Here is a 24,221-nt window from a genome sequence, read left to right on the forward strand (position 1 = left end):
CGCCCGCCATGACCGCGTCGCTCTCGGCACAGCTCGACCGGCTGCCGGCGGACGTGTTGGAGCTCTTGCGCCGCCACGCCTTCGATCGCGCCCGCTTCCTCGCCCTGGCCGAGCGCGTGTTGGGCGGCGCCGCACAGAGCAACCGGGTCACCGGCAAGGTGGAGCCCCCGGCGCCGGGCGACGTGAGTGACCTGCCCCCCGCGGGCTCGGGCGAGCACGAGCAGCTGAGGCAGGCGGGGCTCGCGGCCCTCTCTCGCGGCGAGTGCGCGCTGGTGGTGCTGGCGGGCGGCATGGCCACGCGCATGGGCGGCGTGGTCAAGGCGCTGGTGGACGCGGTGCCCGGTCACTCGTTCCTGGACCTGCGCCTCGGCGAGATCGCTCACCTGAAGAAGCTGAGCGGCCGCGCGCCGCCGTTCTGGCTGATGACCAGCGACAGCACCGACGACGCCATCCGCGAAGCGCTGGGCGCCCGCCTCGACGGCCAGAACGTCGCGACCTTCACCCAGCACCTCTCGCTGCGGCTGAACCCCGACGGCAGCCTGTTCCTCGACGCGGAAGGACGCCCGAGCCAACACGCTCCGGGACACGGTGACCTGCCCGACGCGCTCAGGGAGAGCGGCCTGCTCCAGCGGTTCGTCGAAGGCGGGGGCCAGGTCGTCACGATGGCGAACATCGACAACCTGGGCGGCACCCTCGATCCGGCGCTGATCGGCTGGCACCTCCGGCACGGAAAGCCCGTGAGCTGCGAGGTCGTGGACAAGCTGCCGAGCGACCGCGGCGGCATCCCTGCGCGCTGGAACGGCCGCCCGGTGGTGCTGGAGGAGTTCCGCTTGCCGGAGGGTTTCGATCCGACCTCCGTGCCGGTCTTCAACACCAACACCTTCCACTTCTCGGCGCGCGCTCTGCTCGAGCTGAAGATGGACTGGACCTTCTTCGTCGCGCAGAAGAAGGTGGACGGCGCGCCGGTCGTGCAGTTCGAGCGCCTGATCGGCGAGGTCACCAGCCACCTGGACACGCGCTTCGTGCGCCTGCCGCGCGACGGCGCCGAATCGCGCTTTCTGCCCGTCAAAGACAACGACGAGCTCGCATCGCGGAGGACGGCCATCGAGCTCGTCGCGCGGGCTCGAGGAATGCTCTCATGAGAAATCGCTCGCTCTCGCTCGGACTCACGCTCTCGCTCGTCTTCGCAGCCTTCGCGACCCCCGCGCAGGAGGTGGTGCAGCGCCCGACGCCGCTGCCCGCCTTCGGTCGCAGCGTGGCCGGCACCGACGACACCACGGCGCTGGTGCAAAACCCGGCGAACCTGGCCTTCATGCCCGGCTCGGAGCTCAGGTGGAGCTCGCTCTACCTGGACGAGTCGAACCGCGTGCCCTGGCAAGGGCACGCCTTCGCGCTCGGCTTTCCGCTGCCCTTCGTCCCGGTCGCCACGGGCATCCGCCTCGACTTCGTCGATCCGCCGTATTCGACCATCAGCGGCCCGTTCGGCCAGTACAACTACCAGTGGCTCACCTGGGGCCTCGCCATCGGCGGCTCGCCCTACGCGGCCCTCGGTCTGTCCGTGCAGCGCACGTATTCGGACGCGGCCGAGGTAGACGGCCTGTCGTCGTTCACCCTCGGCTACAGCGCGCGCCCCTTCGATCAGCTCGGGTTCTCCCTGGTCGCGCACGACATCAACGGTCCGACCAACGCCTTCGGGCAGGGCCTGGAGCGCTCCTACGACATCGCGCTGGCGATCCGTCCGACCGGCTCGCGGGCGCTGGAGCTGGGGCTCGAAGGCAAATACGTCGACACGCGCGACGGCTACTGGATCCCGCGGGCCACGCTCGGCATCGACGTGCCCTACCTGGGCCGCCTGCGCGGCGACTTCGCCGTCAGCCGGCCCGACGAGGTCAACCGCCGCGCCTGGCTCGCCTCGGCCAACATGGCGTTCAACATGTCGGGAGCCGGCGGCAGCGCCGAATTCGCCGGCGGCGCCGTCACCGGCACGGGGCTCGGCGAGAAGGGCTCGTACGGCGCGCAGGTGGAGGTGGCGTTCCGCGGCTTCCGCGAGGCCTCCGGCATGGAGGGCCCGCGCTACGCGCTGCGCATCCGCCTGGAGGAGACGCCGGGCACGCGCGGTCACGTCGCGCTCCTCAAGCAGCTCTGGAGCATCGCCGACGAGAAGAAGGTGGACGCCGTCGTGCTGGAGCTGCGCACCTCACCGGCCTCGTCCCTGGCGCACGTGCAGGAGCTCCGAGACGCGGTGCAGCTCCTGCGGGCCAACGGCAAGCGCGTGCTCTGCCACCTCGAAGACGCCGGCGGCGCCGAGCTCTATCTGTGCTCGGCGGCGAACAAGACGCTGATGAACCCGGCCGGCGGCCTGCGCTTCGCCGGGCTCAAGTCCCAGGCCATGTACTTCTCTTCCATGCTCGGGAAGCTGGGCATCCGCGCTGACTTCGTGCGCATCGGCCAGCACAAGAGCGCGCCGGAGCGCTTGACGCGCGACTCGGCCACCGAGGTCTCCCGCGCCGACAAGATCGACCTGTTGCAGCAGCACGAGCGCCAGGTCGTCGAGGGCCTGTCGCAAGGGCGCCGCATCGGCGTGCCGGAGCTGCGCAAGCGCATCGCCGGCGGTCCCTACATCGCGTCCGAGGCGCTGACCGCGGGCTTCATCGACGGCTACGCCTTCGACGACGAGATCGACGCCGCGGTGGACAAGCTGGTCGGCCGCAAGACCATCCTGATCGACGACGAGCGCGCCGAGCGCGCGCCCAGCCGCTTCGGCGTCGGGCAGCGCGTGGCCGTGGTGTACGTGGACGGCGACATGGTGGACGGCAAGAGCAAGACCGTGCCGCTCGTGGGCATGAAGCTCGCCGGCTCCTACACCATCGCCAAGACGCTGAAGGAGGTCCGAGAGAACCCGCTGGTCGGCGCCGTGGTGCTGCGCATCGAGTCGCCCGGCGGCTCGGCCATGGCCAGCGACGTGATCTGGCGCGAGGTGCAGCTGACCACGAAGGTCAAGCCCGTGGTGGTCAGCATGGGCGCGTCGGCGGCTAGTGGCGGCTACTACGTCGCCTCGCCCGCCACGCGCATCTACGCCAACCCGCTCAGCATCACCGGCAGCATCGGCATCTTCTACGGCAAGGCCGACGTGGCCGAGCTCCTGAAGAAGATCGGCGTCTCGGTCGAGACCTACAAGACCGCGCCCCGCGCCGACGCGGAGAGCATCTTCCGGCCCTTCACCGAGGACGAGAAGAAGGAGCTGGAGAAGAAGGTCGCGCAGTTCTACGACGTGTTCCTGACGCGCGTCTCCCAGGGTCGAAAGCTCGACAAGAAGGAGATCGACAAGGTCGGCCAGGGCCGCGTCTGGACCGGCGAGCAAGCGCTCTCGCGCAAGCTGGTGGACGAGCTCGGCGGGCTGCGCCAGGCGCTGGCGCACGCGCGAAAGCTCGCGGGCCTGCCCGACTACGCTCCGATCCTGGAGCTGCCGCCGCCGGATCAGTCGCTGATCGGCAAGCTGCTGGGCGTCGAGGGCGTGGGCACGAAGGGCGGCGTCGAGACGGTGCTGCCCGGTCAGATCATGGACCTGGCCAAGGCCCTCGCACCCTTCACCGTGCACTCGCCCGACAAGCCCCTGGCGCGAATGGAGCTCATGCCGGTGAAGCCGTGACGGCGCTGCTCGAGCTGGAAGGCGCGCGCATCGATCGGGACGGCGTCCCGCTGTGCGAGGGGCTCTCGTTCTCGCTCTCGGGCGCGCGCGTGTGTCTGGTCGGCGAGCTCGGCGGCCTGTTCGCGCTGCTCTCGGGCCGCGCCGAGCTGGTCGCGGGCCGGGTGACCCTCGACGGGCACGACGCGGCCGGCGCCCTCGCAGCGGGTCTGGTCGGCGTGGCGGCGCGAGACAGCCTCTTCCCCGAGGCGTGGGAGCTCGACCGCTACCTGGTCGAGGGAGCTCGGCTCGGCGGCCTCGGCAAGCGCGAGGCCCGGGACGCCGTGCGCTCGGTGCTCGGCGCGCTGGAGCTCGCTCACCTCACCGGTCGCCGCATCAGCACGCTGACCGAGGCGGAGAAGCGCTGCGCCGCGCTGGCGCTCGCCTTGCTCGACGCGCCGCCGCTCCTGGCCGTCGAGGATCCCGTCTCGGATCTCGACGAGCGCAGCACCGAGCTCGTGTGCCAAGCGCTGGAGCGCGCCGCAGCGGGCCGACGCCTGCTCCTGTCCACGCGGGTTTTGCCCCGCTTCGGCCCCGAGCACGCGCTCTTCGCAAGCGCCGACGACGTGGTCGTGCTCGAAGCAGGAGCGCTCGTGGCGCAGGGCCCGCTCGCGGCGCTGACTCAGCCCGGTGCGCGCTACCTCGTGTCGGTCACACGGCACGGCGCGGAGCTCTCGGAGCGGCTGGTCGCGCAGGGCCTCGCGGTGACCGCAGCGACCAGCGAGACGAGCGCCGGCGCGCGCTTGGTGGTGAGCCTCCCGGAGACCGGCGGCACCGATCCCATCGTGGCCGCGGCGCTCGAAGCCGAGGCGCCCATCGTCGAGCTCTTCCCGCTCTCGACGCCGCGCGCGGGTTGAGCCGGCGTGACCTCACTTGCCCGAAACGAGGCCAGCGCAGCAGCGGAAACCAATCTCGTAGTGGGTGTCCGTCGTCGTCGCGGGACCGACCGCATCGCACGACATCGGGACGTCCGGGCTGCTCATGGACCCGTACCCGTGGATCGCGCAACCCTTCCCCGGGCTCTCGCACTCGGCGGTCCACTCCTGCACGCTTCCGACCAGGTCGTAAACCTCGGCGAACCCTTCGAGCGCGCCGTGGCACGCGCTCGCGGCCGTGCCGGTCACGTCCTTCGCGGCCTCGCCCTGCTGCTGGATCTTGACTGGATCCACGCAAGTCCCCGGTACGTACGAGTCACCCCAGGGGTACTTCGTCTTGCCGCCCTGCGTGCAGGCGTTCGTCCACTCGCTCTGGGCGGGGTCGTTGATCCCCGCCAGCGTCGCGGTCCCGCCGCCCACCTTGCCGCACAGCCGCTTGCCTGCCCACGCGCAGTAGGCGGCAGCGTCGCACCAGTCCACGCAGGCGACCGCGCGATCCGGATGCTTCACCGGGTCGTACTCCTCCGCCATGCAGTACCCAGGCATCCCGACCATCTGCCCGTCGTACGGCGGGATGAGCTTGGGTTCGTACAGGGTGTTCCAGGCGCAGGCCTCGATTTGGCCCCCGGTCTTGCCGGCCATGGCCTTGGCGAACGTGACGTACTCCCCCGCCGTCACCTCCCGCTGGTCCATGCAGTAGCCCGTTCCGTCCGGTGCCACGAGCTTCACCAGCTTCGGCCCGGGAAGTCCGGCGGGGCAAGCTTCGGGCTTCGCGGCGTCGGACGGGGCATCGCTCTCTGCGTCGCCGATCGGCTCGGAGCTGATCCCGCTGTCGGCCTTGTCCTTGCTGCAAGCGGCGAGCAGCAGGGCCACGAACGCGGGTGCCATCAGGGCTTGTCGATGGTTCATTTCATCCTCCAAAGCTCAGAGCACCACGGCGCGCTGGTTGCCGATCGTTCGAGACTCCCAGATAGTGTAGTCCGACTGCGAGGTGAGCCAGTTGATCGTCATCGTGTCGGGGTTCACGATCAAGATCTCCGCCTTGCCGTCCCCGGTCATGTCGCTCACCGCGAAGACCATGTTGCGCGGCCGATTCAGCGACCAGAGCGCGTAGTTGGTCTGCGTGCCGTTGCACGAGGCTCCTCCGTTGCTATGGGGTGCCGTCGGTCCAGGCGTTGCTCGGCATGCCCGGGAACACCACCTGCAGATCGCTGCGCACTTGCGTCCAGGTCTTCGATGGGTTCGATGCCACTGACAGGTCGGAGAACTGCGGCGAGACCCAGCGCTCGTAGGACTTGATCCAGTACTGCACTCCGGCGGCCTTGAAGACCTCGTTGGCAGCCTGCACTCCGCTCTGGAGGGTCGCGTAGCTGATGACGTCGGGATCGGACGCCGAGTTGACGATCTGGACCACGCGAAGCGGCACCGTCCGTTCCTGCACGGCGCTCGAGAACTCTTCCTCTACTTCGCCGAGGGGTTCCGGCGGCGCGCGACGTCCGTCATCGACGGAGCACGCAGCGAGGAGTAACGTCAGCACAATGCAACAGCTGCATTTGAGCTGAGCTGAGCCGAGCCGAGCACTCGCCATGCCAAGTAGGCTACGCCCCCGCACACCCGCGTCAAGCGTGCTGCGGGTTCGACTTGATGAGCGTCAAGGCCGGCGCGCCGATCGTGGAGCTACTCCCGAGCGCCGCGCCCGGGTCGAGCCGGATGACCTCACGTTCCCGAAACGAGGTCTAGTGGGGCGCGTCACGGTTGCTGCCCGCGGGAACGATCCACTCCATGGATTGCACGTGGAGCGGCCAAGCTCCTCGAAGTCGTTGTCGCAGTGGAGCAGCGTGAGCCCGTGCCGCTCGGCAACGGCGACTGCACTGGGAAGGCGGTCGCCGCGACGTATGTGTTGTGGAAACGTCCACACGCTCTAGAATGCCGGCATGTACGCGCCGGCAAGCACGCGGAAATGGCTCGTCGATGAGGCCGACCACCAGCGTCTCGCCAAGGCTGCAGCCCTGATTTTCAGTTCCGAGCCGGAGGTGATCGCCGTGTACTTGTATGGTTCGGCGGCCAGACGCGAACCGGCCGCGGACCTCGATCTGGCAGTTCTCGCGGACGCGCCAATCCACCCGCGTCGGCTCGAGGCGCTGGCTGGGAAGCTTCAAGGCGAAGGGGCGCCAGGCGGGCCCGAGATCGATCTGCGGCAGCTTTGGCAAGCCGCGCCGCGCTTCCAAATCGAGGTTCTCAAGCATGCGCGGCTCCTGTTCGAGCGAAATCGCGGGTTGCGGCTGGAGCGCGAAGCCCTGGTCATGAGCCGTTGGGCCGACTTCAAGCCTACGTGGGAGAGGATGCGGCGGCTGATGCTCGACAGGTGGCGCCGTGGGTGAGACGCAGCTCGAGCTCCTCGAGAGGCTGCTGGCTCGGCTCGAACAGTACGCCGAGCACGTCACGCGTGCGGAGCTCGAGTCGGATCTCGACACCTGGCTCAAGGTGACCCGCGCCCTCGAGCTCGTCGCGCAGTGCTGCGTCGATCTCGCGATGGAGCTCGTCGCCAAACGTGGTCTCGGCATCCCCGAGACCTACCGCGATGCGTTCGTCAGGCTTGCGCAGGACGGCCTGCTCACCGCCGAGCAATCTGTGGCGCTTCAGGGTTGGGCCGGGCTGCGGAACGTGCTCGCCCACCTGTACACGTCAATCGACCTGGATCGTCTCCACGCGGCGATGATCGAGGACAAGGAAGTGCTCCGAGCCCTCGGCCGCCTCGCCGCCCGCGAGCTTTCGGACTGAGCTCCCGCGCCCCCTCTCGACGCCGCCGGCGGGTTGACGCATCGTAGGCGGCCACATGAACAAGGAACGCGCCGCCCTGAGCCGCGCACGGCGCGTGGTCGTCAAGATCGGCTCGCGCTCCCTCGCAGCCGACAGCGAGGCGCCGCGTCTGCTCGCAGAGGACGTCGCTCAGCTCCGGCAGGCCGATCGCTCCGTGGTGCTGGTCTCGAGCGGCGCCATCGCCATCGGCTGCGCGCGCCTCGGCTATCGCACCCGGCCCCGCGAGATGGCCAAGCTCCAGGCCGCCGCCGCCGCCGGCCAGAGCGTGCTGATGCGACGCTACGACGAAGCCTTCGGAGAGCGCGGCCTGACGGTGGCGCAGGTGCTCCTGACCCACGCGGATCTCGCAGATCGCGAGCGCCTGAACAACGCGCGGGAGGCGCTCGCCGCGTTGCTCGAAGCCGGCGCCGTCCCCGTCGTCAACGAGAACGACACCGTCGCGACCGACGAGATCCGCTTCGGTGACAACGACCAGCTGGCTTCGATGGTCGTGCCGCTGGTCGGCGCGGATCTGCTCGTGCTCCTGACCGACGTGGAGGGCGTGCTCGACCCGCAAGGCCGTCGCATCCCCGTCATGACCGAGAAGTCCAGCATCGGCAGCGTGCCGAGCACCGGCGAGAGGCTCGGCAGCGGCGGCATGGCCAGCAAGCTCGACGCAGCCGAGAAGGCGCGGCGCTCGGGGGCCACGGTCGTGATCGCGTCCGCCAAGCAGCCTCGCGTGCTCTCGGAGGTCATGGCGGGCAAGGACGTGGGCACGCTGTTCCCGCGCCTCGGCGAGCCGCTCCGGGCCCGCAAGCACTGGATCGCCTACACGCTCCGGCCCAAGGGCACCCTGCTCCTGGACGCCGGCGCAGTGCGCGCGGTCCAGGGCGGCAAGAGCAGCCTCCTACCCGTTGGCGTGCTCGGGGTGCGTGGCGACTTCCGCCCAGGTGACGCGGTGCGCCTGGTCGATGCGAATGGAGCCGAGGTAGGGAGAGGTCTTACGCGACTCGGCGCCGTGGAAGTCGCGCGGGCTGCGGGCCTCAAGGGCCGGGAGCTGGAGCTGGTCGCGGGCTCGGACGACCTGGTGGTCGTCCACAAGGACGACCTGGTCCTCGCCCCGTGAAGGTCGGGGAACGCTTTTTACCACCCAAGACGTACAATTCTGGCGGGTCACAACCCGAGCGGGAACTTTCTGACGAGTCCGTTGTCGGGAGCTGATTCAGGGTCGATGCATCACGTTCGCTGGACCGCGCTCACGCTGGTCGGCCTCGGGGGGCTGTGGGTTGCGGTGTCTTCGTCGCCTCCGGCCGCCCCCGCGCTGATTGGGCGGGGCCTCGGACCCGAGGTCGCCGAGCTGGAGGCGACCGTGAGCGCGCACCCGCAGGACGCCGCTGCTCTGGCACGCTTGGCGGACACCTACCTCGACCACTCCGCGCCTGGAGTCGCCTACGCCGCCCTCGAGCGCGCACCCCGGAGCGTGCGGGAGTTGCCCGCCATCGCCGACGCACGAGCGCGCGCCCTGTTGCAGCTCGGCTTCACCGAAGCCGCGCTCGATACGCAGCGCCGAGTGCTCGACGCCTGCTCCGAGGTGCAGTGCTCCGCGGTGCTCACGGGTCGCGCGCAGCGCCGCGAGCGTTTGCTGTCGGAGTTGGTGAAGCACGGCGTCGAAGATCCCAAGCAGGACCCGCAGCTGACCGAGCTCGCCTATCGAATTTCCATGCGCGAAGTGAGCTTGGACCTGCGATGAAACGCTTGGCGACCCTCAGCGTCGTACTCGCCGTTGGCGGGAGCAGCGGTTGCTCGAGCATGCGCTCGTTTCGCGTGAGGAGCGACCCGCCTCCGGCGCCGGCGGCGCGCCCCGACGACCAAGGACGCCAGGAGGCCCCCGAGATGCCGTTCGCGCTGGCGCGGGAGGACGACTACGTGGTGCGCGTGGTCGTCTCCAGCACCAGCTGCTCCGGAACGCTGATCGACGAAGATCAAGTGCTCACCGCCCACCACTGCGTCGCGCAGCGCGACAAGTACGGTGACTTCGTCGAGAAGAACGCGCGCGCGCGGGACATTCGCGTCGAGCTCGGCGGCGACAACTTGCCCTGGGGCGACGTGGGCGTGCGTCACGTGGTCGCCCCCGCGTGCGGGCACGCCGCCGGCGAAGGCGACATCGCCATCCTGGTGCTGGAGCGCAAGCTGATCGGCGTGGCCACGGCCAAACCCCGGCTCGACGACGCCCCGGCCGTCGGCGAGCACGTGAACCCGGTGGGATTCGGCCGCTGCGCGCTGTCCACCGAGGCCATCTCCCGTCGTCATCGCCCCGGCGGGCGGGTCGATCGCTTGCTCGACTCGCGCTTCCGGCTCGATGCGGGCATCTGTCCCGGTGACTCCGGCGGTCCGGTGATGAGCGAGGGCACGGGCGAGGTCGTCGGCGTCATTTCGCAGGCCGTGATGGACGGCAGCGAGGCGACCCGTGGCCGGGCCGAGTTCACCCGCCTCGACCGCTGGCGCGCGGTGTTCGCGACGGCCAAGGCCATCGCCGAAGGCCAGAGCGCCTCGGAGCTGCCCCCCATTGGCGGCTGCCCGCCGCGCTGAGCCGGCACCAAAGGTGCCCGCGCCCGACGCATCGGCTACCCTTGGGGCGGAATGCAGAAGCTCCTCAAGTTTCTGCTCTGGACGGCCCTCGTCATCGGCGTCTTGGTAGGGCTCGCCCGGGCGTTTGCGATCCGCTGGTATCGGATCCCCGAAGGGGACCCCTACCTCGAGGCGTCCATCGCCCCGAGCTTGCGCGGCGGGGACTTGATCATCCTGTGGCGGGTCACTCCGCCGAAGTTCGGTGATCTGGTGATGTGTCCGGAGCCGACCGCGCCCGAGCGCGTGGTCATCGGGCGCATCATCGGTGACGCAGGGGACAAGATCCGCGTCGAAGGCCCGCGGGTCTTCATCAACGGCCGCGCCGCCGAGACCGAGCACGCCTGCAACCCAGCGACGTTCAAGGTGATGCACCCGAGCACCGGCGCGGAAATCGAGCAACGGTGCGACATCGAGGCGGTGGCCGGGGTCTCCCACATGCGCGGGTCCACCGTCGAGCACGGCGTCCAGCCCACCCCGGTCAACCAGACGGTGGAGGAGGGCAAGGTCTTCCTGGTCAGCGACAACCGGCTATTGCCCTATGATTCCAGGGACTTCGGTCTGGTCGATCGAGCGAGTTGCACGGAGACGGTGGTCTTCCGCCTGGTGAGCAAGGACGGCTTCATGGACCAGGGGCCGCGCTTCACCGTGATCCGCTAGCGTTCGGCGCAGGGGTTTTCTAGCGTGCTCGGTACGACCCATGGGTGAGGCGGCTCTCCAGCTCGGCATCGTTTGTGGGCACTGCGACGCGTACAGCCCCCTGGGCACCCGCTCGTGCCCCAGCTGCGGCCAGGATCTCCAGCTTTTCCCGCGGAAGAGCCAGGCGCCGGTGGTAGCGCCGTCGATCGCGCCGCCCCGGCCGGTCTTCGAGGAAGAGCACACGATCGCCTACGAAGTGCCGGAAGCCCGTTCACAGATTGAAGAAATTGATCGAGTCTCGGTTGACGTCGGGCGCGTCCCCTTGGGGGCGACGCAGGAGGAACGGATGGATCAAGCAAGGAATTACGTCTGCGAATCGTGCATGAGCCCGGTGCCCAGCGGGCACAAGTTCTGCGGGCGCTGTGGGACGCCGGTTCCGGACCACATCCTCCACCTGCAGGCGAACTTCTTCAGTGACATGCAGGACCCGGAGAAGGCGCGCATCGTCGTCATCCGCGGCCAGGACAAGCACGGTGGTGAACAGGAGGGCCTGTCGTACCACCTCAAGGCCGACCAGCACCTAGCCGGTCACGGCCTGGACCTGGACTTCTCCGACGACACCTATGTGTCGCCGAAGCACGCGAACTTCTTCTACCGCGGCGGCAGCCTGGTGGTGCGCGACGAAGGCTCGCTGAACGGCGTCTTCTTCCGCATCCGCGGCAGCGTCGAGATCGCCCCCGGAGACAGCTTCCTGGCGGGCGAGCAGCTGTTCCGCCTCGACCCGACGCCGAAGGCCTCCGACGGCAACGACGCGGAAGGCACCTTCTTCTACTCGTCGCCGAAGTACCCGAGCGCCTTCCGCATCAATCAGGTGCTCGAGGGTGGCGCCGTCGGCATGACGGTGTGCGCCCGCGGCAACAGCCTGGACATCGGCCGGGAGGACGGGGACCTGAACTTCCCCGGCGACGTCTTCATGTCCGCCAAACACTGCACGGTCGAGGAGAAGGACGGGAAATTCGTCCTGACGGACCACGGCAGCCGCAACGGCACGTACATCCGCATCAAGAGCGAGAAGCCGCTCGCTCACGGCGACTACTTGTTCCTCGGCAAGAAGCTCGTCCGCGTCGAGATGAACAGCAACTGACGCGGCCAGAGCAGGACCGGAGATCAGCGTCGCCGGCGCCGCCGCCGGCGCTTGGGGGGCGCTAGAAGCGAGGAGTCCGCCCGCTCGGTCGTGGCCGAGTCGCGGGTCTCGTGTCCCATGGCGCCGCGGTGGATGTCGTGTACCTCGGCGGCCAGGGCGAAGAGCGGCGTCTTGGAGAACCGCCCGGCGCGGCCGGCCTCGAGGCGCGGGTAGATGGCGACGATGCGACGCACGGCGTCCGCGATGCGTCGCGGTACGTTCAGTCGGTCGATCACGGGCTCCAGGAAGTCGTAGGCGGCCTCGACGCGGTCCTTCTCCCCGGCGGTGATCTCCCTGAGCGGCTCGAGCAGGAGCAGCGTCCAGAGCACGACGTCGTCGAAAGGCTCACCGCGCTCGTTGGTGCGGCGATCGAGCTCGCGCAGGATGCGCCAGACGACTCCGTCTTCCTCCTCGGCGTCGGATAGGTACGCGGAGAGCTCCGGCAAGAGCACGTCGAGCACGCCCGTCTCCCAGGCGAGCCAGAAGGAGCGGTGCGCGGCGCCTTCGCGCAGGAGCCGCAAGAGCTCCTCGAACAGGCGCGGACGGGCCGCCATCGCCAGCGAGCCACGGCATTGCACGATGGCGTCGTACACCTCGGGTGTGATGCCCAGATCCAGGCGCGCGCTGAACTTGATGGCGCGCAGGATGCGCACCGGATCTTCCTGGAAGCGCACCACCGGGTCGCCGATGGTGTGGACGATCCGCCCCTCGATGTGCGGCATGCCGCCGACCCAATCGATGACTTCCTTGTTCTCGACGTCGTAGAAGAGCGCATTGATGGTGAAGTCGCGCCGCGCGGCGTCCTCGTGCGCGTCTCCGAAGACGTTGTCATTTCGGATCAAGAGGTCGTCGCCCTCTCGCTCGCTGGTGTCCGGCGCTCGGCGGAACGTCGCGGTCTCGATGACCTTGCCGCCGGAAAAGAGCACGTGGACCAGCCGGAAGCGGCGGCCGATGATGCGCGAGTTGCGGAACAAGGTGCGCACGTCGTCCGGGCGCGCGCTGGTCGCGATGTCGAAGTCCTTCGGGCTGCGGTCGAGCAGCAGATCTCGAACGCCGCCGCCCACCACGTAGGCCTCGTACCCGTTGCGCACCAGGCGGCGCACGACCTTGACCGCGTCGGCGTCCAGCCGGCGATCACCGAGATCCACGGGGTGGCGCGACGGGCCGGCGGGCCGGGGGCGCTCGTCCGAGTCGGGCTCCGCCGAGGACACCCGGGCGCCGTCCCGGGGCGGGGACTTCGACTCGGTGCGGCGGGTCGTGCGGTCGGACGCCGCATCGGCGGCGGCACGCCTGGGTCTTTTTTCTTCCGCGTGCCGAGCGGGACGTTCGTCTGCGGGCAGGGAGGGGCTCCTCGATCGACGGGCGGCTTCGGCGCGCCCCGATGCGCTAGCCGTGTAGCAGGCTCCGCCGGCCAAAGCCAGCCCGCGGGGTCATTCCGGCCCGGCCCGGCGCGCGGCGCGGCCGCCCAGCACGGCCGCCGACCGACGCGGCGGCGCTGCTGCGCCCAGACGCGCGAGGGCCGCTCGGAGCGAAGGATCGTCCGAAACGCCGATGACCCCGCGGTGGGCGGGCCAATCGGGACCACCCATCGCGGCCCGAGAGCGGATGTCCGGCCCCTGCCAGGGGGGCATGCTCCCCGCGATGCTGCGCTCGCGCTCCGCCACACGCGGCAGGGCGACCGACAGGCTCGGCGAGAGCCCGACCCCCTGCAGCGGCGACCCGTCCGGCAGCGCGAACAGCATCGTGGTGAGCCGGACCACGCCGGCACCGGCGGGGTCGTCGAAGTACTCCTGCACGCAGCCCTTGCCGAAGGTGCGCGAGCCCAGGACCGGACCGCGACGGTAGGCCAAGAGGGCGCCTGCGATCATCTCGGCGGCGCTCGCGGTGTAGCCGTCCACCAGCGCGGCGACCGGACCACGCCACACATGCGCGTCCGCTGGCGCCGTCGCGTGCTGAAGCTCGATCGCGCCGTCGCGGCGCTTGAGCGGGAAGATCGGCGCTCCCGGCAGGAAGACGCCGATGGCGCGCGCGGCGCCGTCGATCGAGCCCCCGCCGTTGCCGCGCAGATCGAGCACGACCCCGGCGACGGAGTCACGTTCTTCGCCGAGCTCGACCACCACGCGCTCCAGATCTTCGCCCAGCTCGTCTGGAACGTCGGGCACGCTCACGACGGCGACTTGCCGAGAGCCGAAACCGACGCGGCGCACCGAGAGGCCAGGCGCTGCGCCCTCGGCGTCCTGCTCCAGCTCGACGCTCAGCGTTCGCGGCGCACGCTCGCCGCGCCGGAGCACGACGACGTCGCGCGTGGACTCACCGCCGATCGACTCCAGGTGCGCCAGCTGCTCCACCTGCTCCACGCTCAGGCCCGCGGTGGCGACGCCGCCGACGGCGAGCACCAGGTCGCCGTCGGACAGCGGCGGTGTGGCCTCGTCCGACACGCGCACGCCGAGCGCCGTCCGCACCATGCGCCCCCACAGCCGCGGCTCGGCATCCAGCGCTGGATCCGCCGAGTACAGCGACCACTCTTCGTCGAGCGGGACCCACTGACCGTGGGGATCCACCGCCGGCACGTAGGCCCGGATGGCCGCGGCCAGCACGGCCTTGGTCCAGCTCTCCAGGGATTGCTCCGGTGCCAGCCGCGCCAGCGCTGCGGGCACCGCGCCCGCGGCGTCCCCGAACTCGGCCTCGAAGCTGCCGATGCGGGCGCCCAGATCCCGCGCAAGGAGCCGCGCCGGCCGCGTCACCGGGTCGTCCTGAAACACGCTCTGTTCCGCCAAGAGCCGCGTGCGCTCGGCGCCGAGCCGCGGCGCGCTTCGCCGCGCGGCCTCGAGCTCTCGCCGGACCTCCACGGCCCAGTCCCGCGCCACCCGCCCGATCTCTTCGGCAGCCTCGCAGCGGGACTCCGCGTTCGGCGCGGCCTCGAGCTCCGCCAAGAGCCGCGCGGCGTGCTTGGTCAGCGCCGCCTTGATCGGGCTGTCCGGGGCCGCCGACCAGAGCCCGTGGGGATCGAGCCAGCCGGCGGTGTGCTGGGCGAGCTCGAGCGCCGCCGGCGACGCGACCGGGGTGGCGAGCTTGCTCTTGACCTGCGCCACGATGCGCCGGGCCTCGACGCAGCTCAGCACCGCCGCCCTGCCGGACGGCAGCTTCAGCGGGCGCGACTCGCACGCCGCGGGGTCCTGGCTCGGATCGGCCGAGTCCGGGCTCGGGGGCGGAGCCGCGGTCGCGCTCGCGTTGGCGATCGCGGGCGGCGCCGGCGGCTCGTTCGAGAACGCACCGAGCGCGAGCGCGAGCCCCGAGCCGATCGCGAGTGCCGTGAGAGCGCGCCGTCGCATGCTGGAGCCGGGAATCTACCCCGGCCCCGAGGGCGGAAAAATGTCCTAATGTGCGGGCCGTGTACGACGCGCTGGTGCTCCTCGGCTGTCGCATCGGCCCCGGCCGAGCCCTCTCGGCGACGGCCGAGCGGCGCGTCGAAGCCGCGGCCCGCGCCTTCGCGGCCGGCCTCGGACCCAGCGTGATCGTGAGCGGCGGGCGTCGCTGGGACGGCCACGCGGAGGCGGAGGTCCTCGCCGAGGCGCTGCTCGCGCGCGGCGTCCCCGAGCACGCGCTGGTGCTCGAGCTACTCAGCCTGTCGACCTGCGAGAACGCGCGCTACAGCGTCGAGCTCGCGCGGGAGATGGGCGCACGTGAGCTGGGCGTGGTCACTTGCGACTGGCACATGCGCCGGGCGCTCGCCGCGTTCGAGCGAGCCGGCGTCTTGGCGCGCCCGATCCCCGCGCTCACGCCCGCGCTGCCGATCCCCGCGCGCCTCGTGCGCGCGGGCCGTGAGCGGGTGAGCTTCTGGGTCGATCGCTTCGCCACCTGGGGAGCGCTGTGAGGCTCGGCTGGTTGCTGATCGGGCCGCTGCTCGGAGCGCACGCCTGCAAGAAGCCACCCCCTCCGGCGCCGGCAGACGCGGGCCCGAGCGCCAGCGCCGCTCCCGCGCCGGCACCGAACCGCGACGCCGCCCTGACGCGCATCCTGAGCGCCGAGCACCGGCGCGCGCAGGGCGAGATCCGCGACGAGGATCTCTCCAGTCGCGACATCGTGGTGCGCCGTGCGGCGGCGCGCGCGCTGGCGCGCATCGCGGACGTGGCCGCGGCGGAGCGGCTGACGAAGACCCTGGCGGACGAAGATCGCGAGGTCGTGAGCTGGGCTGCCTACGGCCTGGGCTACGCCTGCAAGGGCAACGAAGCCGCGACCGTGCGCGCCTTGGTCTCGCGCGCCGCGACGCTCGCCGCTTCCGGCGACAAACCCTCCGGCGCCTTCGATGCGAACGCCACCCTGGCTGACGCGCTCGGGCGCTGCGCCACCCCGGAGGCCGAGGCCACGCTGCGCGCCTGGCTGGACGTGGAGGACAAGAGCGAGGGCGCGGCGCTGGCCCTCGGCCGCCTGGCCTCCCGGAAGAAGCGCCTGGACGACGCCTCGGTGGTCGCGCTGCTCGACGCCGCCAGTCGCCCCGACAAACCCGTCGCCTCGGCGCTGCTCGCGTTCACGCGCATCAACGCCGGAAGCGAGGCGATCCGCACGCGCCTGTACGAGGTCGCTAGCGAGGCGTTGGCGGGTCCGGCGGGCCCACGCCGCTCCTATGCCGTGCGCGCGCTCGGTCGCTCCGGACCCAAGGCGGTGGAGACGCTGAGCAAGCTGCTCGCCGATCCGGCGTTCTCGGTCGCCGAGCGCTCGGATGCGGCGCGCGAGCTCGCGCGCCTGGGCGAAGAAGGTCAGGTCGCCCTGCGCAAGAGCCTCGGGCTCGTCGCACCGAAGCCCGAGGGCCTCGACGCCCTGGCGGGCGCCGGGATCGCGCCGCTCTCGGTGGTGCTCGAGTCGCTGACCTTGCCCGTGCGCGACGCCAAGCCCGTGCTCGAACAGCTCGCGAGCCTGGAGCTGCCGAAGGACCAGCCCGCGCTGGCACGCCGGCTGACGGTGCTGCGCTGCCGTGCTGCGTCGTTGCTCGCCGGCGACGCCTTCGGCCAGCCCAAGCTCGCGGCCTGCGATCCGGATCCCGACGGCGCCACCGGCCAGCTCGCCGTGCTCGAGGTGCTCGACCGCGGCAAGCTCACCGGCACGCGCCAGAAGCGCTGGCGTGCGCTCTCGGAGGCGAAATCGGCGCTGGTCCGTCAGAAGGCCCTGGAGATGATGGCGGGCCACCCCGAGATCGAAGCGCCCCAGCACCTGCTCGCCAAGGCGCTGCGCGCGCCGGACGCGGGCACCGTGGCTGCGGCGGCGCAGCTCATCGCCTCCTACCCCGACCGCGCCGCCGAGAAGCAGGAGCGAAAGGCGCCGGTAGAAGAGGGCGAAGACGCGGGCGTACCCCCCACCCCGGCGCCGATCAAGCCGCACCCCGCGGTGGTCGACGCGCTGACCACGGCCTTCACGTTGCAGCGCCCGCCGGACTCGTTGGAGGTGTGGGCTGCCCTCACCGATGCAGCGGGCGCGCTCCAGGTCTTGAGCTTCAAGCCGAAGCTCGACGCCTTCTGCAAGGGCCCGAACCCCACGCTGCGCGAGCACGCCGAGAAGGCGCTGCGCGTGATGGGCGAGCAGAAGCGCGTGTGCAAGGCCGAGTCGAACGCCGCGACGCCGCCCGAGCTCGAGCACCTGGCCCGCGAGAAGGTCACGCTGGTGTTCGAGACCGACGCGGGTGAGGTCACCCTCAGCTTGGATCCGGCGCTCGCGCCGGTGACGGTGACCCGCTTCGCGGAGCTCGCGCGGACGGGCTTCTTCGAGAACATGCGCATCCATCGCGTCGTGCCCGGCTTCGTGGTCCAGCTCGGAGATCCCGGCGGCGACGGCTACGGCGGCGCCGGCAAGCTGCCGCTCGCCTGCGAGACCAGCCCCATTACCTTCGCTCCGCTCAGCGTCGGAGTGGCCTTGGCCGGGCGGGACACGGGCTCGAGCCAGCTCTTCGTCACCCTCGCGAGCTTCCCCCACCTGGACGGCGACTACGCGCTGATCGGGCGCGCAGAACCGGGCTGGGACAAGCTCGCGCAGGGAGACGTGGTTCAGAAGGTACGCGTGGGCCAGTAGGTGCTGATCGGCGCGGCTCGAAATCCGCGAGCGAAGCGAGCCCGCGACGAGCAAAGCGAGTCGCGTCGGGGGTCCGGGGGCGTGCCCCCGGCGGAGGATTACGCTGGGGTGGGTGGGCGGGCCATTATGGTACGCTCCGCGCGCCGTGCTGCTCGCCGTGGACATCGGGAACACGAACATCGTGTTCGGCTTGTACGCAGGCTCCGAGCTCGTGCAGACCTTTCGCATCGCGACCGTTCACACCCGAACGGCCGACGAGTACGGCGTGCTGCTCCAGCAGCTCCTGGCACTGCGCGCCCCGGATCACCGCCGGGTCGAGGCGTCGATCATCGCCAGCGTGGTGCCGCCGCTGACGGACGTGATGTCCGAGGCGATCAGCCACGCCGTGGCGCGCGTGCCGCTCGTGGTCGGCCCCGGCACCAAGACCGGTATCAGCGTGGTCTACGACCACCCGCGCGACGTCGGCGCCGACCGCATCGTGAACGCGGTGGCCGCCTTCGAGCGCTTCAAGAGCGGCGCCATCATCGTGGACTTCGGCACCGCCACCACCTTCGACTGCGTCTCGCCCAAGGCCGAGTACCTGGGCGGCGTCATCGTGCCGGGCGTGCGGGTCAGCCTCGATGCCCTGCTCGGCAAGGCGGCCAAGCTCTCGCGCATCGAGATCGCCGAGCCGCCGCAGGTGGTGGGCCAGAACACCACCCACGCGCTCCAGTCCGGCATCGTGCACGGCTATGCCGCGCTGGTGGACGGCCTGGTGAAGAAGCTCCAGGCGGAGCTCGGCTTCCCGTGCCGGGTGATCGCCACCGGCGGCCTGGCCACGCTGATCGTCAAGCACTGCGACACGGTCGAGGGCGTGGACGACAACCTGACCCTCGAAGGACTGCGCATCTTGCACGAGCGCAACAGCCGGGCCGAGGGGCAGCGCGGGCGCGCCGCCGGGTAGGCGATGTCCCGCGGCGTCGCGCTCGGTGCGCTCTCGGTCCTCCTCGTCCTGACGGTGCTGGTCGCGGTGCGCTTCGGCGCCGAGCCCATCGACCTCGGGCGAGCCTTGCGCGAGCCGGAGAGCCTCGACTCGACCATCCTCTGGTCTGCGCGCTTGCCCCGCGTCGCGCTGGCCTGCCTCGCGGGCGGTGCGCTGTCGGTGGTGGGCGTCGCGTTCCAGGCCCTGTTGCGCAACCCGCTCGCCGACCCGTACGTGCTCGGCGTGTCGGGCGGCGCCGCGGCGGGCGCAACCTTGGCCATCGTGGCGGGGACCAGCGCCTTCTCGCTGATCGGCGCCGCCGTCGTCCCGGTAGCCGCGCTCGCCGGTGGTCTGGTCGCCACGCTGGTGGTCTTCGCCATCGCTCGCGCCGGCGGCGAGGTCAGCGGCACCACCATCGTGCTCGCCGGGGTCATCGTCAACGCCATCGCCGCCAGCGTGATCACCTTCGTGAAGACGCTGGTGTCGGCGGCGAAGGCGCAGGAGCTGCTGTTCTGGTTGATGGGCTTCCTGGACGTGCCCTCCACGCCACAGCTCGTGGCGTGCGCCATCTGGGTCACGCTCGGAGTCTCGGTCATCGTCTACGACTCGGGGCGACTGAACCTGCTCTCGCTCGGACGCGAGCCCGCCGCGCACCTGGGCGTGGACGTGCCGCGGCTCGAGCGCCGGGTGTTCTTCGCTGCCTCCGCCATCGCCGGCGCCGTGGTCAGCCTGACCGGCCTGATCGGCTTCGTGGGTCTCGTCGTACCGCACGCGGTGCGCCGCTTGCTCGGTCCCGACCACCGCGTGGTGGTGCCGGCGTCGCTCTTGCTCGGCGCCATCACGCTCACGGCCTGTGATCTCGCGACACGCGCGCTGTTTCGCTGGCTCGAGACGGAGCCGCCGGTCGGCGCGGTGACCGCCCTGATCGGCGGTCCCCTGTTCCTGCTGATCCTGTACCGGGGCCGCCGCCAGGCCTTCGAGTGAGCGCGTCGCTTCGCAGCTGCGAAAGCCCCCGCTGCGAAGTGGTTGAGCCAGTAGAAGGTTCTCCTGCGGGATCATGCCTCATCAGCTGGGCATGGTTTGTGCAACTGGTTGAACCACATGACCCGCCTGCTCGAGCTCGCTGGCGCCCATCACCTGCTCGTTCGCCTGCCGCCGCCGGCGCTGCCGGCTCGGGGCCTGACCCCCGCCGAGCGCGCGGTCGTGGAGGCCGCCCTGGCGGGACTGTCCAACGCGGACATCGCACGGGCCCGCGCGACCTCGACCCGCACCATCGCCAATCAGCTGTCGAGCGCCTACAAAAAGCTCGGCGTGCGCTCCCGCGGTGCGCTCGCGCACAAGCTCTGCGAGCCGACGGAGCAGCGCAGTGAGCTGCTCAGCGGAGCCTGGACCCTGGTCGAGCGCGCCGACTCCGGCGAGCAGCGTTGGGCCATCGCCCGTCCGAGCGCGGCGCGCCTCGAGCCGAGCGAGCTCCGGGCGCTCGCGCTGCGCGCGAAGGGAGCCAGCCTCGTCAGCATCGCCCAAGACCTCGGCGTCAGCGAGGCCACCGCGTCGCGTCGCGCGAAGCGCGGGATGCAGAAGCTCGGGGTGAGCACCGTGACCGAGCTGGCTCGCCTGCTGGCGGAGCGAGGCTGACTCGACTTGCGCAGTCCCCCCGCGGGTGCATCTCGACAGCAACCCGACGGAATCAGGGCGCGCGCGCAAAGCACCGCAGCCCGAGTCCAGTCACGGTTTCCGCTCGTCCGCCCCGAGATCCGGCGCGCCCTGGTCGTGCGCTTGCCCGTCCATGTCCACGCCGGCTTGCGCCACGCTCACGCCCTGGTCGATGGCGTTCGCGGCGCCGCTCTGCAGGTGGAAGTCGCTGCCTGCGGCCACGAAATACGCCAGCGGCGTGTTTTGAAGGTTGTGGTCCACGGTGCCCTGAGCGCCGTCCCGCACGGTGATCTTGTTGGTCAGGTTGTTCTGGATCACGGCGAAGGTCTCGGCGAAGCGATAGTCGATGGAGCTGAAGGCTTTGGTCGCCCCGCTGCCGTGCATCACGGTGTTGTGGAAGACCAGCGGTTGCTTGGCGATGTCGAGCTCGATGCCGGTGTCGTAGAAGGCGTGGTTCGCCCAGACCACGTTGTTGCGGATGATGCCGTCGTAGTGGGCGAGCTTGGCGCCGCCATAGGGGTTGTCGGGGTAGACCCGGTCACCCGTCCCGCCGCCGAGCCCGAAGCCGATGCCCCGCGCGCAGTCGATGATGGTGTTGTTCTCGACCAGGGTGTCCCGCGCGCCCTTCCAGAAGTGGACGGCGTGCTCGGCCAGCCCGCCGTTCTCGCAGTAGATGCCCTCGAAGCGGTTGTTCCGCACCACCCACTTCCAGGCCGCGTGCACGTCGATGCCGCCGGTGTAGCAGCCGCCGCAGCAGCTCTCGACCTTCGGCCGGCCCGCCGCCGTCATCAGGAACTCGGAGCACTCCACGCGCCCCTCGTCGACGTAGCCGGGGGTCGAGCCGATCGGGTTCACCTTGACGAACTGCTCGCCGTGATCGACGAGCTTCACGCCGTAGATCACCAGGTTCTTCACGTCCTGGTTCGCGCCCGGCGGGTAGGCGTGGATCGCGTGGTCCACCGCGTGGGTGAGCGTCACGTGAGCGATGGTCACGTTGCTGGCGCTCACCGCCACGAGCTCGTTCACCGCGTACTTGCCGTCGATGATCACCTTGCTCGCGTCGTTGGACGCCGAACGCAGCGACACGCCGGCCTTGGCCAGCTGCAGGGTCGAGGTGATGTCGTAGGTCCCGTCCGCGAGCAAGATGGTCGAGCCCGCCGCAGCGCCCATCACGATGGAGTGCAGGCTCGCGGCGTCGCTCGGCTTCGCGTTCACCACCGCGCCAGTCGGCGCGGGCAGGGGCGGACAAGCCAAGCTCGTGCCACCACCACTGCCGCCGCTGCCGGCGTCCCCGCCGGTCCCCGAGCCGCCGCTGCCGCTCGCGCCGCCACCACCGCCGCTCGCGCTGCTGCCGCCTCCGCCACTCGTGCCGCCCGCCCCGCCGCCGCCGACGCCGGAACCGCCGCCGCTGCTGCTCCCGCCGGTGGCCGCGCCGCCGCTGCCGCCGCTACCGCCGCCGCCGTCATCCGAGCCGCAGGCCAGAGCCACGAAACCGAGAGCCAGGAGCAGTAGCGAGGCGCGCATTCCGCCAGGTTAGAGGAACCGGAGAAAAACGCGAGGCTCAGTCCGTCCCGGCGTCGAGCAGACACGGCGTGCTGCCCAACAACCAGGCGCCGTTCACGCAGCTCGCCTTCGTCAGCTTGCCGAGCGCCGAGCAGGTGTCGTAGCTGCACTCGCCGGGCATCGCGCAGGGGTCGCAGGGGGCGCCCGACTGCGGCGGAGTCGCGGGGCAGATCAGCGGCGGCGGGTTGCAGCTCACCGGCACTTGGGTCCACTTGCCTTGGTCGCATTGGTACACGTCGGGACAGCAGCCCTTCGAGTACGAGCAGGTCTCGGTCGCAGGCACGGCGCAGGGCGCGCCGACCGCGGGCGCGCTCGCGGGACACGTCGCGCAGGTCAGCGCTCCGCTGGTGACTGTCCAGGTCGCTCCACCGCAGTCCATGACCAGATCGGCGGTTCCTCCACAGGGGTCCGGGTAGTAGCAGGTCGTTCCCCACCAGCCGCCGAAGCACGAGCTTGGGTTGGTCGGGCAGGCGCTGCCCTCGGGAGGAGGTGTGGCGGGACAGGGAATCGCCGGAGGGTTGGCTCCGCACCCGCCGCCCCCTGGGTTGGCGCCGACGCCGCCGGTCCCGCCGCCTCCGCTGCCGCCGACGCTGCCCCCGGTGCCGCCGGCGCCGGTGCCGCCCGCGCCTCCGGCGCCAGACTCCTGGCTCGTCGATCCGCCGCACGCGGCCGCGGCGGTCGCGAGCGCGACGGTGACGACGAAGGGAGCTCGGGGGCGTGGTCGCTTCTGGGCCATCGCCCAACCCTACAGCAACCCGCGTGCCGGCGAATCTGTGCCAAACGGTGCCAGCCTGCGGCCGGGCGGCTCCAGCTTGGTAGGCTCGCCACCGCGATGCAGCACGCACCGTTTCCAGCCCGCGGGTCCTACGCCGACGGCTTCGAGCCCGTCGCCCGCACCTTCGCCGAAGCGCTCGCGCGGGGCGCGGAGATCGGCGCCGCGCTCAGCGTGTACCAGCGCGGCGTGCAGGTGGTCGATCTCTGGGGCGGGCTCGCCGACACGACCACGGGCCGCGCGTGGGAGCGCGACACCCGCATCGTCGTCTTCTCGGTGACCAAGGGGCTCGCAGCGATGGGCATGCACCTCCTGGCGGACCGCGGGGTCTTCGACTGGGACGAGCCCGTCGCGACGTACTGGCCCGAGCTCGGCCAGCGGGGCAAGCACGCGATCAGCGTGCGCACCCTGCTCAACCATCGCGCCGGGCTGCCCTACCTGGACGTGCCGCTGTCGCTCCGGGACTGCATCGATCCCGCGCGCGCCGGCCACGTGCTCGGCGCGCTCGAGCGGCAGGCCCCCGCGTGGCGACCGGGCGAGGAGCAGGGCTACCACGCGCTCACCTACGGCCTCTACCTGAGCGAGCTGTTCGCGCGGCTCGCCGGCGAGCCCCTCGGACCATTCCTCGAGCGCGAGCTGTTCCAGGTCGTGGGCTCGGACGCGCGGCTCGGCACGCCGGCCTCGGAGGACTCGCGCCAGGCCACGCTCTACGTGCCGAGCACGCGGGAGCGGCTACTCGAGCTCGCACGCGACGCGCTTCTCGCCGGGAGTTCGCCCGAGATGCGCATCATGCGCGACGCCTTCTCGCGAAAGTCGCTGGTGCGCCGCGCGTTCACGAACCCGTCGCCGGGACCGCGCGGGTTGCAGGCCTACGCCGACGTCGAGGTCCGCCGCGCTGCGCTCGCCTGGGCCTCGGCGACCGCCAGCGCCGACGGCATCGCGCGCGCCTACCTGCCCTTCGCCTCCGACGGCCGTTTCGGGGACGCGCAGCTCTTCTCCCGAGGCTCGCTCGCGCCCGTGTACCGGCGACAAAGCTGGTCGCCTCGCGATCTGTTGCTGAAGAAGCCCCTCGGTTGGTCCCAGGGCTTCCTCAAGGAAGAACGCCAGACCTTCAGCCCGAATCCAGAGTCGTTCGGTCACGCCGGCATGGGCGGCGCCCTCGGCTGGTGCGACCCGACCGCCGAGCTCTGCATCGGCTACGTCATGAACCGCATGGACGGGCGCGTCCGCTCGCCCCGCGCCCTGGCGCTGTGCCGCAGCCTGTACGAGTGCGAGCCGCTGTGTGGGTCGTGACGGCGTCCCCCCCCATTCGCGCGTCAGCGCGAATTTGGGGGGGGGAGCCCAACTGGACCCGAACGGAGTTGACCGAAGGCGACTCCGGCGCGATCGTGTCGCGTGCGCTGTTC

The 24,221-nt window shown here is 70.9% G+C and carries 23 protein-coding genes; 16 read left to right on the forward strand and 7 right to left on the reverse strand.

The features are described 5' to 3' along the window. Positions 1-8: 8 nt before the first annotated feature. The 3 genes from HS104_01330 to HS104_01340 are packed head-to-tail and all read left to right on the forward strand — an operon-like array spanning position 9 to position 4,542. On the forward strand, positions 9-1,142 hold the full coding sequence (locus tag HS104_01330) for a UTP--glucose-1-phosphate uridylyltransferase (protein MBE7478618.1): 1,134 nt from the start codon (positions 9-11) through the stop codon (positions 1,140-1,142). After that, positions 1,139-3,649 carry a signal peptide peptidase SppA gene (sppA, locus tag HS104_01335; GenBank protein ID MBE7478619.1) on the forward strand — a complete coding sequence of 837 codons (2,511 nt, stop codon included), beginning with the start codon at positions 1,139-1,141 and terminating at the stop codon, positions 3,647-3,649. The genes HS104_01330 and sppA overlap by 4 nt, the downstream gene beginning before the upstream one ends. Continuing rightward, complete coding sequence (locus tag HS104_01340; GenBank protein ID MBE7478620.1) at positions 3,646-4,542, forward strand: hypothetical protein; 897 nt, start codon at positions 3,646-3,648, stop codon at positions 4,540-4,542. Before sppA ends, HS104_01340 begins: the two co-directional genes overlap by 4 nt. Positions 4,543-4,554: 12 nt before the next feature. Here HS104_01340 and HS104_01345 read toward each other — a convergent pair whose 3' ends face one another. From HS104_01345 to HS104_01355, 3 genes are all read right to left on the reverse strand, one after another. Further along, on the reverse strand, positions 4,555-5,469 hold the full coding sequence (locus HS104_01345; protein MBE7478621.1) for an SUMF1/EgtB/PvdO family nonheme iron enzyme: 915 nt from the start codon (positions 5,467-5,469) through the stop codon (positions 4,555-4,557). 15 nt (positions 5,470-5,484) lie between these two features. Further along, positions 5,485-5,640, reverse strand: coding sequence for a hypothetical protein (locus HS104_01350; GenBank protein ID MBE7478622.1), 156 nt, complete (start codon positions 5,638-5,640; stop codon positions 5,485-5,487). Positions 5,641-5,710: 70 nt separating this feature from the next. Further along, positions 5,711-6,001: a hypothetical protein gene (locus HS104_01355; GenBank protein MBE7478623.1), complete on the reverse strand. Its 291-nt coding sequence runs from the start codon at positions 5,999-6,001 to the stop codon at positions 5,711-5,713. A gap of 493 nt (positions 6,002-6,494) precedes the next feature. Between HS104_01355 and HS104_01360 the strand changes: the two genes are divergently transcribed. The 7 genes from HS104_01360 (at position 6,495) to HS104_01390 (ending at position 11,767) form a co-directional block, all read left to right on the forward strand. Further along, a complete protein-coding gene (locus HS104_01360; protein MBE7478624.1) occupies positions 6,495-6,941 on the forward strand; it encodes a nucleotidyltransferase domain-containing protein in 447 nt (148 codons plus the stop codon). Next, positions 6,934-7,341 (forward strand): DUF86 domain-containing protein, encoded by a 408-nt coding sequence (locus HS104_01365; GenBank protein MBE7478625.1) that lies wholly within the window; start codon positions 6,934-6,936, stop codon positions 7,339-7,341. Before HS104_01360 ends, HS104_01365 begins: the two co-directional genes overlap by 8 nt. A gap of 55 nt (positions 7,342-7,396) precedes the next feature. Continuing rightward, on the forward strand, positions 7,397-8,485 hold the full coding sequence (gene proB, locus HS104_01370; protein MBE7478626.1) for a glutamate 5-kinase: 1,089 nt from the start codon (positions 7,397-7,399) through the stop codon (positions 8,483-8,485). 105 nt (positions 8,486-8,590) lie between these two features. Beyond that, a complete protein-coding gene (locus HS104_01375; protein ID MBE7478627.1) occupies positions 8,591-9,109 on the forward strand; it encodes a hypothetical protein in 519 nt (172 codons plus the stop codon). Continuing rightward, positions 9,106-9,948, forward strand: a complete 843-nt coding sequence (locus HS104_01380; GenBank protein ID MBE7478628.1) for a S1 family peptidase — start codon at positions 9,106-9,108, stop codon at positions 9,946-9,948. The genes HS104_01375 and HS104_01380 overlap by 4 nt, the downstream gene beginning before the upstream one ends. A 51-nt stretch (positions 9,949-9,999) precedes the next feature. Continuing rightward, positions 10,000-10,644 (forward strand): signal peptidase I, encoded by a 645-nt coding sequence (gene lepB / locus HS104_01385; protein MBE7478629.1) that lies wholly within the window; start codon positions 10,000-10,002, stop codon positions 10,642-10,644. Positions 10,645-10,684: 40 nt separating this feature from the next. Beyond that, positions 10,685-11,767: an FHA domain-containing protein gene (locus HS104_01390; GenBank protein ID MBE7478630.1), complete on the forward strand. Its 1,083-nt coding sequence runs from the start codon at positions 10,685-10,687 to the stop codon at positions 11,765-11,767. A 23-nt stretch (positions 11,768-11,790) separates the two neighbouring features. On the opposite strand, the gene pcnB is transcribed toward HS104_01390, so the two are convergent. Continuing rightward, a complete protein-coding gene (pcnB, locus tag HS104_01395) occupies positions 11,791-13,017 on the reverse strand; it encodes a polynucleotide adenylyltransferase PcnB (protein MBE7478631.1) in 1,227 nt (408 codons plus the stop codon). A 219-nt stretch (positions 13,018-13,236) separates the two neighbouring features. Then, positions 13,237-15,138: a hypothetical protein gene (locus HS104_01400; GenBank protein MBE7478632.1), complete on the reverse strand. Its 1,902-nt coding sequence runs from the start codon at positions 15,136-15,138 to the stop codon at positions 13,237-13,239. Between the two features lie 59 nt (positions 15,139-15,197). Between HS104_01400 and HS104_01405 the strand changes: the two genes are divergently transcribed. The 5 genes from HS104_01405 (at position 15,198) to HS104_01425 (ending at position 20,462) form a co-directional block, all read left to right on the forward strand. Then, on the forward strand, positions 15,198-15,680 hold the full coding sequence (locus HS104_01405) for a YdcF family protein (GenBank protein ID MBE7478633.1): 483 nt from the start codon (positions 15,198-15,200) through the stop codon (positions 15,678-15,680). After that, positions 15,677-17,866 (forward strand): peptidylprolyl isomerase, encoded by a 2,190-nt coding sequence (locus HS104_01410; GenBank protein ID MBE7478634.1) that lies wholly within the window; start codon positions 15,677-15,679, stop codon positions 17,864-17,866. The genes HS104_01405 and HS104_01410 overlap by 4 nt, the downstream gene beginning before the upstream one ends. Positions 17,867-18,011: 145 nt before the next feature. Next, positions 18,012-18,809 carry a type III pantothenate kinase gene (locus HS104_01415; GenBank protein ID MBE7478635.1) on the forward strand — a complete coding sequence of 266 codons (798 nt, stop codon included), beginning with the start codon at positions 18,012-18,014 and terminating at the stop codon, positions 18,807-18,809. Positions 18,810-18,812: 3 nt separating this feature from the next. Then, positions 18,813-19,811, forward strand: coding sequence for an iron ABC transporter permease (locus HS104_01420; protein MBE7478636.1), 999 nt, complete (start codon positions 18,813-18,815; stop codon positions 19,809-19,811). A 117-nt stretch (positions 19,812-19,928) separates the two neighbouring features. After that, positions 19,929-20,462: a hypothetical protein gene (locus HS104_01425; protein ID MBE7478637.1), complete on the forward strand. Its 534-nt coding sequence runs from the start codon at positions 19,929-19,931 to the stop codon at positions 20,460-20,462. A gap of 90 nt (positions 20,463-20,552) precedes the next feature. Here HS104_01425 and HS104_01430 read toward each other — a convergent pair whose 3' ends face one another. Then, the gene (locus HS104_01430; protein ID MBE7478638.1) at positions 20,553-22,004 is read right to left on the reverse strand and encodes a hypothetical protein; all 1,452 of its coding nucleotides are present in this window, start codon (positions 22,002-22,004) and stop codon (positions 20,553-20,555) included. Between the two features lie 37 nt (positions 22,005-22,041). Further along, entirely contained in the window at positions 22,042-22,779 is a 738-nt protein-coding gene (locus tag HS104_01435) for a hypothetical protein (protein MBE7478639.1), read from the reverse strand. 96 nt (positions 22,780-22,875) lie between these two features. Between HS104_01435 and HS104_01440 the strand changes: the two genes are divergently transcribed. Next, positions 22,876-24,108, forward strand: a complete 1,233-nt coding sequence (locus HS104_01440) for a beta-lactamase family protein (protein MBE7478640.1) — start codon at positions 22,876-22,878, stop codon at positions 24,106-24,108. The last annotated feature ends 113 nt before the right edge of the window (positions 24,109-24,221 follow it).

The organism is Polyangiaceae bacterium, from assembly GCA_015075635.1.
In the GTDB taxonomy this organism is placed as follows: domain Bacteria; phylum Myxococcota_A; class Polyangia; order Polyangiales; family Polyangiaceae; genus JADJKB01.